This window comes from Flavobacterium sp. 25HG05S-40 (assembly GCF_052654735.1).
The window spans coordinates 2,946,340-2,960,630 of record NZ_CP199750.1 but is presented as its reverse complement, the minus strand read 5'-3'; the positions used below and the strand labels follow the sequence as shown (position 1 = coordinate 2,960,630).

The following is a 14,291-nucleotide window of genomic DNA, read 5'->3' as shown; positions in this document are numbered from 1 at the left end:
AACAATCATATATCATTTTAGTTTTTGGAGATACATATTTACTACGTTGTCCAAGCTAAGATACAAAGCTTCTGAAATCAGTGCATGACCAATGGAAACTTCGAGTAATCCTGGAATATTGTCCTTAAAGAACTTAATATTATCCAAACTCAAATCGTGCCCGGCGTTGATTCCGAGGTTCAATTCGTTTGCTAAATGAGCCGATTGTGTGTAAGGTTCAATAGCCTTATGGTTTCCTAAACTGTATTGATGGGCAAAGGCTTCGGTATATAATTCGATTCGGTCTGTTCCTGTTTTTTTAGCGCCTTCAATCATTTCCATAATTGGGTCAACAAAAATGGAAGTTCGGATTCCGTTACGTTTGAATTCAGCGATAACTTCAGTTAAATAGGCTTCATTTTTTAGGGTGTCCCAACCAGCAGAAGAAGTAATAGCACCAATGGCATCGGGAACCAAAGTCACTTGCTCCGGCTTACATTCCAGAACCAAATCGATAAAATTGTGCTGTGGATTCCCTTCAATATTGAATTCGGTGTACACAATGGGTCTCAAATCACGTGCATCCTGATAGCGAATGTGTCTTTCGTCTGGTCTTGGGTGAATGGTTATTCCATGGGCGCCAAATTGCTGAATGTCTTTGGCCACTTGCAATAAATCGGGAACATTACCACCGCGTGCATTTCGCAAAGTGGCTATTTTATTGATGTTTACGCTTAATTTTGTCATAGTTGTTTTTTTAGCCACGAATACACGAATGCCTTTTTAAAAATAAAATATTGGAATAATTGCAGTTCGATTATAACCTCTGAAAAATCAAATTCTTAACCTCACAATAGTCAAAAAAATAATTGTGCATTTGTGGCAAATCAATTTTCTCACAAAAATACAAAGTTAAACTAAGTCTTCATGTCCCAAAATTTGATTATTTTGCAGTCGCTAACAGAAAAGAAACTATGAGGCAGCTTTCAGAATATATTAATAATGATTTTAAACCGTTTTCAAATAAGGATTTAATAACAGAAGCACAGGAATTTTTTATTGATGTTACTTATTCCCATTTTCCTGTGATGGATAATGGTGTTTATATCGGTTGTATTTCGGCGGTTGATGTGGAAACTTTTGAAGCTCAAAAACCGATTTCTGATTTCCGATATGCTTTAGAAGGTTTTTTTGTGAGAAACGCTATGATTTGGTTGGATGTTTTGGAAGTCTTCGCCAGAAATAATGCGAATATTGTCCCTATTTTAGATGAAAATAATGCGTATGTTGGTTATTACGAAATCACCGATGTTATTAAATTTTTAAACGAGACGCCGTTCCTTAAAGAGAGTGGAGGCATCATTGTGGTTGAAAAACCCGTAGCGGATTATTCTATGAGTCAGATCACGCAAATAGTCGAAAGTAATAACGGAAAATTATTAGGTGTTTTTGTTTCTCAGGCAGATGCCGAAAAGGTGCAGATAACCGTAAAGACTACCTTAGGAAGTGTTAATGAGATTATTCAGTCGTTCCGCAGGTATAATTACGAGATAATATCGGAACACCATGAAGATGATTACCTGAATACATTGAAAGAACGCTCGGAATACTTGGATAAATATCTTAATATCTAGTTATGAAAGTTGCCATCTTCGGACAATATTATCAAAACGATACGCGACCAATTATTAAAGACATTTTTGTTTTTTTCAATAGTAATAATGTCGAATTGGTCATTGAAGCTAATTTTCTGAAGATATTGTATGAAGAAAAAATTGTTGGCAGACAATACAATACGTTTGCATCTCATAAAGATTTAGATAGTAGTTTCGATATTTTAATCAGCATTGGTGGCGATGGTACTATTTTGAGGGCTGCAACCTTTGTGCGAGATTCGGGAATTCCGATTTTGGGAGTAAATGCAGGGCGACTCGGATTTTTAGCCAATGTGCAAAAGGAAAACATAGCCTTATTTCTTCAAATAGTATTGGAGCGAAAATACACCATTTCGGAACGCGTACTTTTAACCATGGAAAGTAGTTTGGCCAATACGGATGTAGAAATCAATTTTGCCATGAATGAAGTAACCGTAAGCCGAAAGGACACCACTTCGATGATTACGATTGAGACTTCTCTGAATGGAGAGTATCTGAATTCGTATTGGGCGGACGGATTGATTATTGCAACGCCAACAGGTTCCACAGGATATTCTTTAAGTTGCGGCGGACCAATTTTAACGCCTGATGTCAAAGCATTAGTAATTACGCCCATAGCTCCACACAATCTGACTGCAAGACCACTTGTGATTCCAGATGACACCGAAATTAAACTAAAAGTATCAGGACGAGAAGAACAGTATTTGGTTTCTTTAGATTCGAGAATCAGTTCCATCAGCAATAATTCGGAGTTGCTAATTAAGAAAACACCCTTCAAAATCAAAATGGTTGAGATTCCAGAGGAGACCTTCCTGAAAACACTTCGCAACAAGCTACTTTGGGGAGAAGATAAACGGAATTAGCAAAAAATTCAACGACGTTTTATACTACAATTCTAAAAAATACGTTTTAGAATACAAACGGTTCTAATACCAATAATTCTCAGCACTTTGTTTTATTTGACAGAAATCCTAAAATCATGTTAGATAAGTACTGAGAATTGTTATATTTGCACGCTATTTTCAATTTTAATGAAAAAGATTTTAGTCTTATTTTTTTGTTTGATATTTCAAAATATTCTAACCGCACAAATACATGAAATAGGTGTGTTTTTGGGAGGAAGCAATTATATAGGAGATGTAGGTAAAACGGATTATATTTCCCCTGATAAATTGGCTATAGGAATTTTATATAAATGGAATAAAAGTCCAAGACATTCCTACAGATTTTCCTATACACAGTCGACTATTACAGGAAATGATTTAGATTCGGAAGTGCCTGCAAGACGAGAACGAGGCTATAGTTTTGAAAACAACATAAAAGAATTTTCAGCTGGTTTAGAATTCAATTTTTTTGATTTTAATCTGCACGAAGTTTTAAAGAGAAAGATAACGCCTTATGTATATTCGGGACTTTCTTATTTTGCTTATGAGGAACTATATGTTTTGAACGGAGAAACGAAAGAAGATTACCGTGAAGGCGCCATTGCGATTCCGATGATTGTGGGAATAAAAGGCAATATTCTTGAAAATTTTGTTCTTGGATTTGAAGTAGGAACACGGTATACTTTCACGGATAATTTAGATGGAAGTTTGCCTAAAAATGAAAATTTAGCACCCTTAAAATTTGGTAATTTAAATAGTAAAGATTGGTATGTATTCACAGGGCTTACGTTAACGTACACTTTTGGAGAGAAACCTTGCTACTGTGCAGAATAAAATGAGTTTACTGGAAAACATAAATAAAGACAACTTACCTAAACACCTTGCTATCATTATGGACGGCAATGGACGTTGGGCAAAGCAACAAGGATTCCTAAGGGCTTTTGGACACGAGAAAGGTACGAAGTCGGTGAGACTAACTGTGGAAACTTGTGCCAAATTGGGAGTTGAGAATCTTACATTATATGCTTTTTCAACAGAAAACTGGAACAGACCCAAATTAGAAGTGGATACTTTGATGAGTTTGTTGGTAAATTCCCTTAAGAAGGAACTGAAAACCCTGGAGAAAAATAATATTCGCTTAAACTGTATTGGCAATATCGACATGCTTCCGGCAAAGGCTAAAAAGGAGCTTTTAGCAGTGATTGATAAGACAAAAAATAACAGCAGAATGACGCTCACACTAGCGCTAAGCTACGGTTCCAGAGAGGAATTGTTAAATGCTGTTAAAATAATAAGTGATAAAGTTAAAAATAATATAATTTCTATAGACGCTATTGATGAATCAATTATAAATGAGCATCTTTACACGCGAAATTTACCCGATGTAGATTTAGTAATCAGAACCAGTGGGGAACACCGGATTAGTAATTTTTTGTTATGGCAAATTGCCTATGCAGAATTTTATTTCACCGATGTTTTATGGCCCGATTTTAAAGAAGAAGATTTATATGCAGCCATTATTAGTTATCAAAAAAGAGAACGCAGATTCGGAAAGACAAGTGAACAAATTAAATAAAAATTCAGAACAGAAAGCTATCGTAAAAGTAGTACTGTGTATCATCTTATTTGGAAGTATTTTTCAATTACAAGCCCAAGACAAAATGCCTTTCGATCAAGGTAAGAAATACGTTCTAGCTAATGTATTAGTCAACGGTAAAATCAGTTATAATCAGCAAACAGTTGTAACTTTTGCGGGATTAGAAAAAGGACAGCAAATTACGGTTCCAGGTGAAGAAACCAGTAATGCCATCAAAAAACTTGGAAAATTAGGACTTTTTAGTGATATCGATTTTTATGTTAATAAAGTAGAAGGAGACAGCATTTGGTTGGATTTGGATATTGTTGAGCTTCCTAAACTTAGTGAAGTGAAATTTCAAGGCGTTAAAAAAGGAAAAACAGAAGGACTTATCAAAGACAATGAGCTGACTAAGGGTAAAATTGTCAATGAAAACCTTATTACCACCACCAAAAATTATATCGAAAACAAGTATAAAAAAGACGGTTATTTCAATACCAAAGTTTTTATAAAAACCATTCCAGACACTACTGATGGTAATCAAGTGAAAATGCTTGTTAACATTGACAAAGGCGATAAATTGAAAATTTCTAAAATCAACTTTGAAGGCAATGATAAATTCACCGATGCCAAGTTGCGCGGTGCGATGAAAAACACTAAACAAATCAACCGCATTCGTATTTTCAAAGCCTCTAAGTTTATAAAAGATAAATATCAGGAAGATTTAACTTCTATCGTAGAAAAGTATAAAGAGAAAGGGTATAGAGATGCACGAATTATTAGTGATTCTGTATTTTTAAATCAGAAAAAGTCAAAATTAGCGATCAATATTAAAGTTGAAGAAGGTAAAAAATACCGTTTCGGAGATATTAAATTTTTGGGGAATTCGGTATATTCAGATCAGTTGTTGAGCAGAATTGTCGGGATCAAAAAAGGGGATACTTACAATGGTGTTTTGCTTGAAAAAAGAATAGCGGATAAGTCAAAACCAGATGGAGAAGACATTACCAATTTATACCAAAATAATGGTTACTTATTTTCGAATGTCAACGCTGTAGAAGTAAAAACAGCCAATGATACTATTGATTTTGAAATAAGAATTGTAGAAGGACCGATTGCTTATTTTAACAATATTACCGTAGTGGGTAACGATAAAACAAATGACAGGGTTATTTACAGAGAGCTACGAACTCAACCCGGACAAAAATACAGCAAAGAAGATTTAGTTAGAACTATTCGTGAGATTGGACAATTAGGATTCTTTGACCCGGAAGCGATTGATCCAAAATTTAAAAATGTTGATCCAGCAGCTGGAACTGTTGATATCGAATACAATGTTGTAGAAAAGGGATCTAGTCAAATTGAACTTCAAGGAGGTTATGGTGGTGGCGGATTTATTGGAACGCTTGGTTTGTCCTTCAATAATTTTTCAGTTAGAAATATATTCAAGAAAGAAGCTTATAAACCACTTCCAATGGGAGACGGACAAAAATTGTCTTTGCGTTTGCAAGCCAGTTCGTTTTTTCAAACCTATAGTTTGTCCTTCTCAGAACCTTGGTTAGGTGGTAAAAAGCCAATTCAATTCTCAAGCTCATTATCACACAGTAAACAGTTTTTATACTCAGGAAACTCGTCAAACGTTGATAGAAGCAAAAGTTTTAATATTACTTCGTTGTCCATAGGAATCGCCAAAAGACTAACCATTCCAGATGATTTTTTTGTGTTTTCAAGTTCAGCAAGTTTTCAGTATTATGATTTAAATAATTACAATACAGGCTTGTTTACATTTGGAGATGGTGCTTCTAGAAACTTAGCCTATACACTTGGTTTAAGTCGAAATAATAAAGGAGTTAACCCTATTTTCCCAACGTCAGGCTCTGAATTTAGTGTGTCTGCAAAGTTTACTTTACCGTATTCCTTATTTAACGGCATCGATTATGCTAATTTAGAGAATCAAAAAGAGTTCAAGTTACGTTACAAAGAGAACGCAGGATATACTACAGTGCCAACTTCCTCTGGAGAAATTGCGCAAGTGGGCGATTATTTACAAGAGACGGCTCCAGGTTCAGGAGTTTATCAAACTGTAGGTCAAAACTTCGATATTGCCACGGCAGACAGAGCCAAAGTGGATCAGCAAAAATTCAATTGGTTAGAATACTACAAGCTAAAATTCAAAGCAGATTGGTATACAAGAATAGCAGGAACACAATCAAAAGCACTAGTTTTAAGAGCTTTGGGGGAATTCGGTTATTTAGGAGCTTACAATAGTGCACGAGGTTTAGTGCCTTTTGAACGATTCTTTGTTGGAGGTGACGGTTTAGCTAACTTTTCGCTTGACGGTAGAGAAGTAGTGCAATTAAGAGGATATCCAAACCAATCATTGTCAAATCAAGATGGTGCAACGGTGTACAATAAATTCTCTTTAGAATTAAGATATCCATTAACCTTGAAAGCCGCAGCTTCAATTTATATTTTAAGTTTTGTCGAGGCTGGATCTTCTTACGATACGTTTAAAGAATACAATCCATTTGTCTTACAACGTTCCGCTGGTTTTGGTCTGAGAGTCTTTATGCCTGCCTTTGGTTTATTAGGAATTGACTTCGCTCACGGATTTGATGCCGTTCCTGGTTTTACAAATCCGAATGGTTGGGAAACACATTTTATAATTGGTCAACAATTTTAATTATATTTGGTATAATATTTATAAATTACCCATCGAATGAAAAAATATTTTGCAATAACAATTATAGCTTTAGCCACTGTATTTCAGTCAAATGCACAATCAAGAGGTGTGAAAATCGGTTACATCGATATGGAGTATATACTTCAAAATGTACCAGATTACACGGAAGCCAAAAGTCAATTAGAGCAAAAAGCCCAAAAGTGGAAGCAAGATATTGAAGCTAAGAAAGTTGAAATAGCCAAGCTCAAAGATGCTTTAAAAACCGAGAGAGCTTTATTAACTAAAGAGTTAATCGATGAGCGTGACGAGGAAATAAAATTTCAAGAAGACGAACTCTTAGCTTTTCAACAAAAACGATTTGGTCCTGATGGCGATTTGATTACTCAAAAATCTGTTTTAGTAAAACCAATCCAAGACCAAGTTTTCACCATTGTTCAAGACATCGCTGAAGCCAAAAAATTTGATTTCGTTTTTGATAAATCATCTGATTTAACGATGCTTTTTGCCGCTAAAAGATACGATATAAGCGACCAAGTTATCCGACAAATAACAAGAGCAGAAAATAGAGAGCAAAGAAGTAAAAAAGAAGTTAAAGCTCAGGAAGCCAAAGAAGCATTAGAAGATGCTGTTAGCGATAATCCTAACTTAGAAGCGCGTAAAAAGGCTTTAGACGATAAAAAGAAAGCAAGAGAAGCACTAGTTGCTGAAAGAAAAGCGGCTGCAGAAGCAAAGAAAGCAGAGAAAGAGGCCAAACGTCAAGAGTTACTTGATGCTAAGAACGGAAAAAAAACTGGCACGGTTCCTGCTAAGGATACCCCAGAAGGCGAAGTTACACCTCCATCAGGAGAAAGTAAAACAACAACGGATTCTACTGCGGTAGATGCTAAAGCAGCAAAAGCAGCAGCGAGAGCCCAACTTTTAGAAGACAGAAAAAAAGCCTTAGAAGACAGAAAACAAAAAGCTTTAGAAGCAAGAGAAGCAGCTAAAAAAGCAAAAGAGGACAAGAAAAATAAAACGGAATAATAAAACAATAATTAATTAATACTTTTTAAAATGAAACGATTGAAATCATTACTATTGGCTACAGTGTTATGTTTGGGAACAAGCTATACAATCAATGCACAAGCTAAAACGGCACATGTAGATGTAAATGAAATAATTTCTAAAATGCCAGCGATGATCGATGCTCAAAAACAATTAGAAAAATTGGGCGGAACGTACGAAGCGGAATACAAAACAATGGCTGAAGAATACCAAAACAAAATCAAAAAATACGATCAAGAAGCTGCAACCGTAGGTGATGCTGTAAATGCAACACGTCAGACTGAAGTGCAAGACTTGACAAAACGTATCACTGATTACAGAGAAAATGCTCAAAAAGAGTTACAAAAGAAAGAAGCAGATTTAGTAAAACCATTAATGGATAAAATCAAAGCTTCTATCACGAAAGTGGGCAAAGCAAAAGGATACCAATATGTTTTAAATATCGCTGATTTACTTTTAGCTGATGGTCCAGATTTAACAGCTGACGTTAAAAAAGATTTAGGATTTTAATCTGAACCTAAATCAGATTTCATAACAATATTAAAAACTGCTCAATACTTTGAGCAGTTTTTTTTTACTTTTGTTTTTATGAACAACAATAATCCGATAGGGCTTTTCGATTCAGGAATTGGTGGCACTTCTATATGGAAAGAAATCCATGATTTGCTTCCTAACGAACATACAATCTATCTTGCCGATAGTAAGAATGCTCCTTACGGTCAGAAATCAAAGGAGGAGATTATTGCACTTAGCATTAAAAACACCGAGTATCTTCTCAATCAAAATGCTAAAATCATTGTCGTGGCCTGCAACACAGCAACCACCAATGCCATTAAAGAATTAAGAGCCAAATACGATGTTCCTTTTATCGGAATTGAACCAGCTATCAAACCAGCGGCAATTCACTCAGAAAAGCATATTATTGGTATCCTTGCCACTCAAGGAACGCTCAACAGCGAATTGTTTCATCAGACGGTTGAAAAATTCCACGACACTAAAATCATCGAGCAAATCGGACACGGATTAGTACCGCTAATCGAAAAAGGCGAAATGAATTCTAAAGAAATGGATGTGTTACTTCGTCAATACCTCGAACCGATGATCGATGCCAACATTGACTATCTCGTTTTGGGCTGCAGCCATTATCCCTATTTAATTCCACAGATAAAAAAAATACTTCCAAAAGAAATAAAAATCATCGATTCGGGAGAAGCAGTAGCACGTCAAACCAAAACTATTCTGGCGGAAAACAATGCTATAAATTCAGGAAAAGATAAAGGAAAAGTGATTTTTTATACCAACTCGGACCCAAAGGTTTTAAACGACATTTTGGATCATAAGTATACTGTGATTCGTAAAGATTTTTAAGAGCCAAACATCCGAGATTAGTTAAACCATTTTCCCGCTGTCCGCACTACAAGCCCGCCTACCGGCAGGCAGGGTAATTACTCCCATCGGGGCTAGAATCCATCAGTAGGCTTTCTTTATTCGTCTTTAAACCAACTGGAATACATCACATAATTATTCGATATGCGCTCAATTTCTCCGGCAAAATCCGATTGATCAATGTTTTTAACTTTCTTCGCAGGAACCCCTGCGTATATCGTTCCTGATTCGATTACCGTGTTTTGCGTTACTACAGCTCCGGCGGCAACAATAGAATTGCTTTCAACAACACAATTGTCCATTACAATGGCTCCCATTCCTATTAAAACATTATCATGAATTTTACATCCGTGAACAATAGCGTTGTGTCCGATAGAAACGTTGTTACCAATCTCAGTAGGATGTTTTTGATACGTACAATGAATTATAGCGCCATCTTGGATATTGACCTTGTTGCCAATTTTAATATAATGAACATCACCTCTAATCACAGCATTAAACCAAACGCTACAGGATGCTCCCAAAGTAACATCTCCAACAATAGTTGCGTTTTCTGCCACATAACAATCTTCTGGAATTAGTGGGCTTTTACCGTTAACCGCTTTTATAATCATAGGTAAAAAAAGTGTCCCGACGAATCGGGACAGTTATATTAGTTAATTGCTGGACAATTACAGTGGTATTTCTCTGGTTTACAGAATAGATTTAATCCCAAAGTGATTTGGTGGAATCCACCGGCATCAAATTTAGCATCGCCAACTAAATGGGAGTATGTATACGAGAACACATAGTTTTTAAAGTTCACTCCAATAATTGGAGTTACATATTGTAATTTTTGATCGGCAACACCATTTCCTTGTACAAATTGCGCTCCGTCTAAACTTCTTCTATAGGATAAACCTCCCCACAATTTCCCCCAATCTAAATTTTTATAAGCCTTAACGTTTAAATCAACGGTTTTCTCCTGAGTTAATGTCACTAACTGAAACATAAAAGAAGGTTCCCAAAGTATTGCTTCCGAATCACCAAATGTATAACCAGCATTCAAAATGAAGCGTCTCAAATTTACAGGCTCGCTATCCGTATACAATTTTCGGTCACTGGCCAAAGCATTTTTAACCGTAGCATGAACATAAAAATCTAAGAAATTATACGATGCTCCAATATCAACATTGAAATAACTAGCGCGTTGAATCGAGCCAAATATTACTGGGTCAAATCCTGGATTGTTGTCGTAAAATGTAGTTTCATCTAAATTACTTTGAAGAAATCCGGCACTCATACCAAAAGATAATTGATTCAAATCGACATTATCTCTAGAAAACATAATGTGGTGTGCATAGGTTAATTTCATACCCGTTTGAGAGTGATATCCGTTTCTGTCATTGAAAACAATAATTCCACCTCCTGAGCGTTCACCCAAAGCACCATTAAAACTGAGTGTTTGTAAAGCTGGTGCATCTTTCTGACCTAACCATTGTTGTCTTCCAGTCAATCTAAGTTTGGCACAGTTCGCAGCACCTGCCATTGAGGGATGAAGCAGATAATAGTTGTCCGATAAATAATCAGAATAAACAGGTAAACCTTCTTGTGAATGGGCAAATTGTGCTACTATCAGTAGTGCTAATAAATAAATCTTTCTAAAATTCATTATAATTATCTTTTTAGTGAGAAATGGGCTCTAAATTGTTATGGTAATCCTCGCTAGATTCTAAATAATCAACCATAAATCAGTTGTCCTACTTTGTTGATAACAGGGGTTTTGTTCCCACTATCCTTGTCCATTTGAACTGATTTTTACATTAGTTTTTCATAGCGGTCAAATATATAAATTTTGACGTTAAGTTGGTGCTTAATCCAAGAATATTCTTTTGCCAGTAATACCTAACCTAATTCGCCTCAGACTATCTTAAAAATCAAACAAATACAGACTCTTAAAACCGCTCAATATGTTAATTAATTGTTTAATTGTCCAAATATAGCCAATCACAGAAAATAACTTTGTTAAATTTGCATAAAAATATACTTTCACAATGAAAATCAACATAAAAGAAACTCAAAATCCAACCATATTAAAATTTGAATTCCCCGATTTTATTACTCAAAATCAGAACTTTGAGTTCAAAAACATCGATGAAGCTAAAAATTCACCCTTAGCGCAACAACTGTTTTATCTTCCATTTGTAAAAACAGTATATATCTCCGGAAATTTCATAGCCATTGAGCGATTTAGCATTGTAGAATGGAGTGATGTTCAGGATGCGGTTGCCGAACAAATAGAAGCATTTGTCACTAATGGTGGCGTTATTGTATTGGCCAACGATAATCCCATAAAAAAACAACCAGTAACAGTTTATGGCGAAACTACACCAAATCCAGCATCACTAAAATTTGTAGTAAACAAAGCATTAACCAAAACTTCGGCCGAATTCAAGAATATTGACGAAGCAAAACCATCGCCTTTGGCACAAGAGCTGTTCAAATTTCATTATATCAAAGAAATTTTTATGGCCGAAAATTATATAGCAGTAACCAAGTACGACAGTATCTCGTGGGACGAAATTACTTTGGAACTGCGTACTTTCATCAAACAATTTATTGAAAACGGTGGCACGGTTATCGATGAAAGCCAAATCGAAACTTCTGAAAAACAAGAAAAACAGCAAATCAAAAACTTCGATAATCTCGATACAACGTCACAGCAAATCATCAATATCTTGGAGGAATACGTAAAACCAGCCGTTGCTGCCGATGGCGGAAATATTCTTTTTGATTCCTATGATTCCTCAGAAAAACGAGTGAAAGTAGTGCTTCAAGGCGCGTGTAATGGCTGTCCCTCATCTACATTTACCCTGAAAAGCGGCATTGAAAACATGCTTAAAGACATGCTCAACGACAAAGACATCATTGTCGAAGCACTAAACGGATAACACTCCAAGCGTTTCTTTTGAGACGCTTTTTTTATTTAATTTTAGAAGCTATTTCCCGCTGTACGCGCTACACGGTAGCTCGCTCCCATCGGGGCTAAAAAAATTTATTATGAACGAACTACATCAGGAAACCAGCCCTTATTTATTACAACATGCTAACAATCCGGTACACTGGAAAGGCTGGAACTCTCATTCGTTGGACTCGGCCCAAAAAGAAAACAAACTAATCATTGTCAGTATTGGTTATTCGGCTTGCCATTGGTGCCATGTCATGGAACACGAAAGTTTTGAAAACGACGATGTCGCAGCCGTAATGAATGCTCACTTTATCAGCATCAAAATTGACCGGGAAGAACGTCCCGATATCGATGCTGTTTACATGAAAGCAGTACAAGTCATGACAGGACAAGGCGGTTGGCCCATGAATGTAGTAACCTTACCAGACGGAAGACCAATTTGGGGCGGCACTTACTTCCGGAAGAATGATTGGATTAATGCACTGGAACGGCTTCAGGAACTCTATAAACAACAACCGGAGACGATTTTGGATTATGCGCAAAAGCTCCACGAAGGACTGCAATCTATAAGTATCATTCCTAAAAATGATGCTGAAAGTAGTTTTGATTTGGAATTGCTATCCAACCTAGTTTCCAAATGGGAACGGAGCTTCGACTGGGAGTTTGGCGGAATGGCTTGTGCACCCAAATTCATGATGCCAACCAATTACGAATTCTTATTGCGATTTGGTCATCAAACGCAAAACCAAACAATCCTCGATTTTGTAAATCTAACCTTGACTAAAATGGCCTATGGTGGTTTATTTGACACCGTTGATGGCGGGTTTTCAAGGTATTCAGTCGATATGAAATGGCATGTGCCTCATTTTGAAAAAATGCTGTACGATAATGGGCAACTGGTTTCATTGTACGCCAATGCTTATAAATTGACCAAAAATAAATTGTGCAAAGACGTTATTGAAAAGACCTTGCATTTTGTCGAAAAAGAATGGCTCACGAAAGAAGGAAGCTTTTATTCGGCTTTGGATGCAGATAGCCTAAATACTGAAAATCATCTCGAAGAAGGTGCCTTCTACGTTTGGACTAAATCAGAATTGCAAGAAGTGCTTCAGGAGGATTTCGACTTGTTTTCCATCGTATTCAATTGCAACGAATTTGGATTTTGGGAACATCAAAACTACGTTTTGATTCAAAAAGACGCTTTATCAGAAATAGCAGCGCAGCAAAATATTCCATTAGAAACATTAGAACAAAAGAAAAAAAATTGGGAACAATTATTATATACCACAAGAGAGAAACGAAGCAAGCCCCGCTTGGATAATAAATGCCTTACCTCGTGGAATGCCATAATGCTCAAAGGTTATGTTGATGCTTATAAAGCTTTAGGCACTCCAGAATATTTAGATATTGCTTTGCAAAATGCCAATTTTATTATCAAAAACGTTTGGGGTTCAGAAGGTAATTTAATGCACAGTTATAAAGAGGGTAAAGCAACAATAAACGGTTTTCTGGAAGATTATGCACACGTCATTCAAGCTTTTATTTCCTTATACGAAGTAACTTTTGACGAAAAGTGGCTGCACAATGCGAAACAGTTAACGGATTATGCTTTTGATAATTTTTATGATGAAAAGGCGCAGTTTTTCTCGTTCACCTCACGCCAAGATAAAGCTTTGGTAACCGCTCATTACGAAGTAGAAGACAATGTTATTCCGGCTTCCAATTCGGTTATGGCTGATGCTTTATTCAAATTGAGCATTTATTTCGAAAACAGTTATTACGAGAAAGTCTGCCAACAGATGGTACAGCATGTCATTCCCACAATCGATTATCCATCGGCTTTTTCAAATTGGCTCAACGTATTGTTACACTTTTCTGAACAAAACAAAGAATTAGCCATTTGCGGAACCACGGCATCGAATTATCTGAATATAATCAACCGAAACTATTTGCCCAACATCATTATTGCCGGAAGTAGCACTGAATCGAAGCTTCCGTTTTTAGTAAATCGTTTTTCAGAAACCGAAACACTTTTCTATTTATGCCAGAATAGAACCTGTCAAAAACCCACTTCCAATTTTGAAGAAATCAGCAATAAATTAGGAATTTAATCGCATAAAAATTGTAATATTGTTAC

General features: G+C 36.1%; 13 protein-coding genes. 10 read left to right on the top strand and 3 right to left on the bottom strand.

Translation table 11 applies throughout. The annotated features are described in order from the left end of the window. Positions 1-12 precede the first annotated feature (12 nt). Positions 13-726, bottom strand: a complete 714-nt coding sequence (locus tag ACULEU_RS12915) for a pyridoxine 5'-phosphate synthase (protein WP_445452976.1) — start codon at positions 724-726, stop codon at positions 13-15. A gap of 227 nt (positions 727-953) precedes the next feature. On the opposite strand from ACULEU_RS12915, the gene ACULEU_RS12910 reads away from it, so the two are divergent. The 8 genes from ACULEU_RS12910 (at position 954) to murI (ending at position 9,189) form a co-directional block, all read left to right on the top strand. Beyond that, positions 954-1,613: an acetoin utilization protein acuB gene (locus ACULEU_RS12910; protein WP_445452975.1), complete on the top strand. Its 660-nt coding sequence runs from the start codon at positions 954-956 to the stop codon at positions 1,611-1,613. A 2-nt stretch (positions 1,614-1,615) separates the two neighbouring features. Then, positions 1,616-2,497, top strand: a complete 882-nt coding sequence (locus tag ACULEU_RS12905; protein ID WP_445452974.1) for an NAD kinase — start codon at positions 1,616-1,618, stop codon at positions 2,495-2,497. Positions 2,498-2,665: 168 nt separating this feature from the next. Beyond that, entirely contained in the window at positions 2,666-3,352 is a 687-nt protein-coding gene (gene porG / locus ACULEU_RS12900) for a type IX secretion system protein PorG (protein ID WP_445452973.1), read from the top strand. 1 nt (position 3,353) lies between these two features. After that, on the top strand, positions 3,354-4,094 hold the full coding sequence (locus tag ACULEU_RS12895) for an isoprenyl transferase (RefSeq protein ID WP_445452972.1): 741 nt from the start codon (positions 3,354-3,356) through the stop codon (positions 4,092-4,094). Next, positions 4,027-6,777, top strand: coding sequence for an outer membrane protein assembly factor BamA (gene bamA / locus ACULEU_RS12890; RefSeq protein ID WP_445452971.1), 2,751 nt, complete (start codon positions 4,027-4,029; stop codon positions 6,775-6,777). Before ACULEU_RS12895 ends, bamA begins: the two co-directional genes overlap by 68 nt. Positions 6,778-6,813: 36 nt before the next feature. After that, positions 6,814-7,800: an OmpH family outer membrane protein gene (locus ACULEU_RS12885; RefSeq protein WP_445452970.1), complete on the top strand. Its 987-nt coding sequence runs from the start codon at positions 6,814-6,816 to the stop codon at positions 7,798-7,800. A gap of 30 nt (positions 7,801-7,830) precedes the next feature. Continuing rightward, positions 7,831-8,331 carry an OmpH family outer membrane protein gene (locus tag ACULEU_RS12880; RefSeq protein WP_445452969.1) on the top strand — a complete coding sequence of 167 codons (501 nt, stop codon included), beginning with the start codon at positions 7,831-7,833 and terminating at the stop codon, positions 8,329-8,331. A 78-nt stretch (positions 8,332-8,409) separates the two neighbouring features. Further along, positions 8,410-9,189 carry a glutamate racemase gene (gene murI / locus ACULEU_RS12875; protein WP_445452968.1) on the top strand — a complete coding sequence of 260 codons (780 nt, stop codon included), beginning with the start codon at positions 8,410-8,412 and terminating at the stop codon, positions 9,187-9,189. Positions 9,190-9,305: 116 nt separating this feature from the next. On the opposite strand, the gene ACULEU_RS12870 is transcribed toward murI, so the two are convergent. Together ACULEU_RS12870 and ACULEU_RS12865 are read right to left on the bottom strand one after the other, a co-directional pair. Further along, positions 9,306-9,821, bottom strand: coding sequence for a gamma carbonic anhydrase family protein (locus ACULEU_RS12870; RefSeq protein ID WP_445452967.1), 516 nt, complete (start codon positions 9,819-9,821; stop codon positions 9,306-9,308). A gap of 38 nt (positions 9,822-9,859) precedes the next feature. After that, positions 9,860-10,858 carry a PorP/SprF family type IX secretion system membrane protein gene (locus ACULEU_RS12865; RefSeq protein ID WP_445452966.1) on the bottom strand — a complete coding sequence of 333 codons (999 nt, stop codon included), beginning with the start codon at positions 10,856-10,858 and terminating at the stop codon, positions 9,860-9,862. Positions 10,859-11,240: 382 nt separating this feature from the next. Between ACULEU_RS12865 and ACULEU_RS12860 the strand changes: the two genes are divergently transcribed. Next, the gene (locus tag ACULEU_RS12860; RefSeq protein ID WP_445452965.1) at positions 11,241-12,137 is read left to right on the top strand and encodes a NifU family protein; all 897 of its coding nucleotides are present in this window, start codon (positions 11,241-11,243) and stop codon (positions 12,135-12,137) included. A 109-nt stretch (positions 12,138-12,246) separates the two neighbouring features. After that, positions 12,247-14,265: a thioredoxin domain-containing protein gene (locus ACULEU_RS12855; protein WP_445452964.1), complete on the top strand. Its 2,019-nt coding sequence runs from the start codon at positions 12,247-12,249 to the stop codon at positions 14,263-14,265. Positions 14,266-14,291 lie beyond the last annotated feature (26 nt).

Coding starts and splice junctions, on each gene's coding strand:
- ACULEU_RS12915 (WP_445452976.1), bottom strand. CDS start 726: ATGACAAAATTAAGCGTAAACATCAATAAAATAGCCACTTTGCGAAAT.
- ACULEU_RS12910 (WP_445452975.1), top strand. CDS start 954: ATGAGGCAGCTTTCAGAATATATTAATAATGATTTTAAACCGTTTTCA.
- ACULEU_RS12905 (WP_445452974.1), top strand. CDS start 1,616: ATGAAAGTTGCCATCTTCGGACAATATTATCAAAACGATACGCGACCA.
- porG (WP_445452973.1), top strand. CDS start 2,666: ATGAAAAAGATTTTAGTCTTATTTTTTTGTTTGATATTTCAAAATATT.
- ACULEU_RS12895 (WP_445452972.1), top strand. CDS start 3,354: ATGAGTTTACTGGAAAACATAAATAAAGACAACTTACCTAAACACCTT.
- bamA (WP_445452971.1), top strand. CDS start 4,027: ATGCAGCCATTATTAGTTATCAAAAAAGAGAACGCAGATTCGGAAAGA.
- ACULEU_RS12885 (WP_445452970.1), top strand. CDS start 6,814: ATGAAAAAATATTTTGCAATAACAATTATAGCTTTAGCCACTGTATTT.
- ACULEU_RS12880 (WP_445452969.1), top strand. CDS start 7,831: ATGAAACGATTGAAATCATTACTATTGGCTACAGTGTTATGTTTGGGA.
- murI (WP_445452968.1), top strand. CDS start 8,410: ATGAACAACAATAATCCGATAGGGCTTTTCGATTCAGGAATTGGTGGC.
- ACULEU_RS12870 (WP_445452967.1), bottom strand. CDS start 9,821: ATGATTATAAAAGCGGTTAACGGTAAAAGCCCACTAATTCCAGAAGAT.
- ACULEU_RS12865 (WP_445452966.1), bottom strand. CDS start 10,858: ATGAATTTTAGAAAGATTTATTTATTAGCACTACTGATAGTAGCACAA.
- ACULEU_RS12860 (WP_445452965.1), top strand. CDS start 11,241: ATGAAAATCAACATAAAAGAAACTCAAAATCCAACCATATTAAAATTT.
- ACULEU_RS12855 (WP_445452964.1), top strand. CDS start 12,247: ATGAACGAACTACATCAGGAAACCAGCCCTTATTTATTACAACATGCT.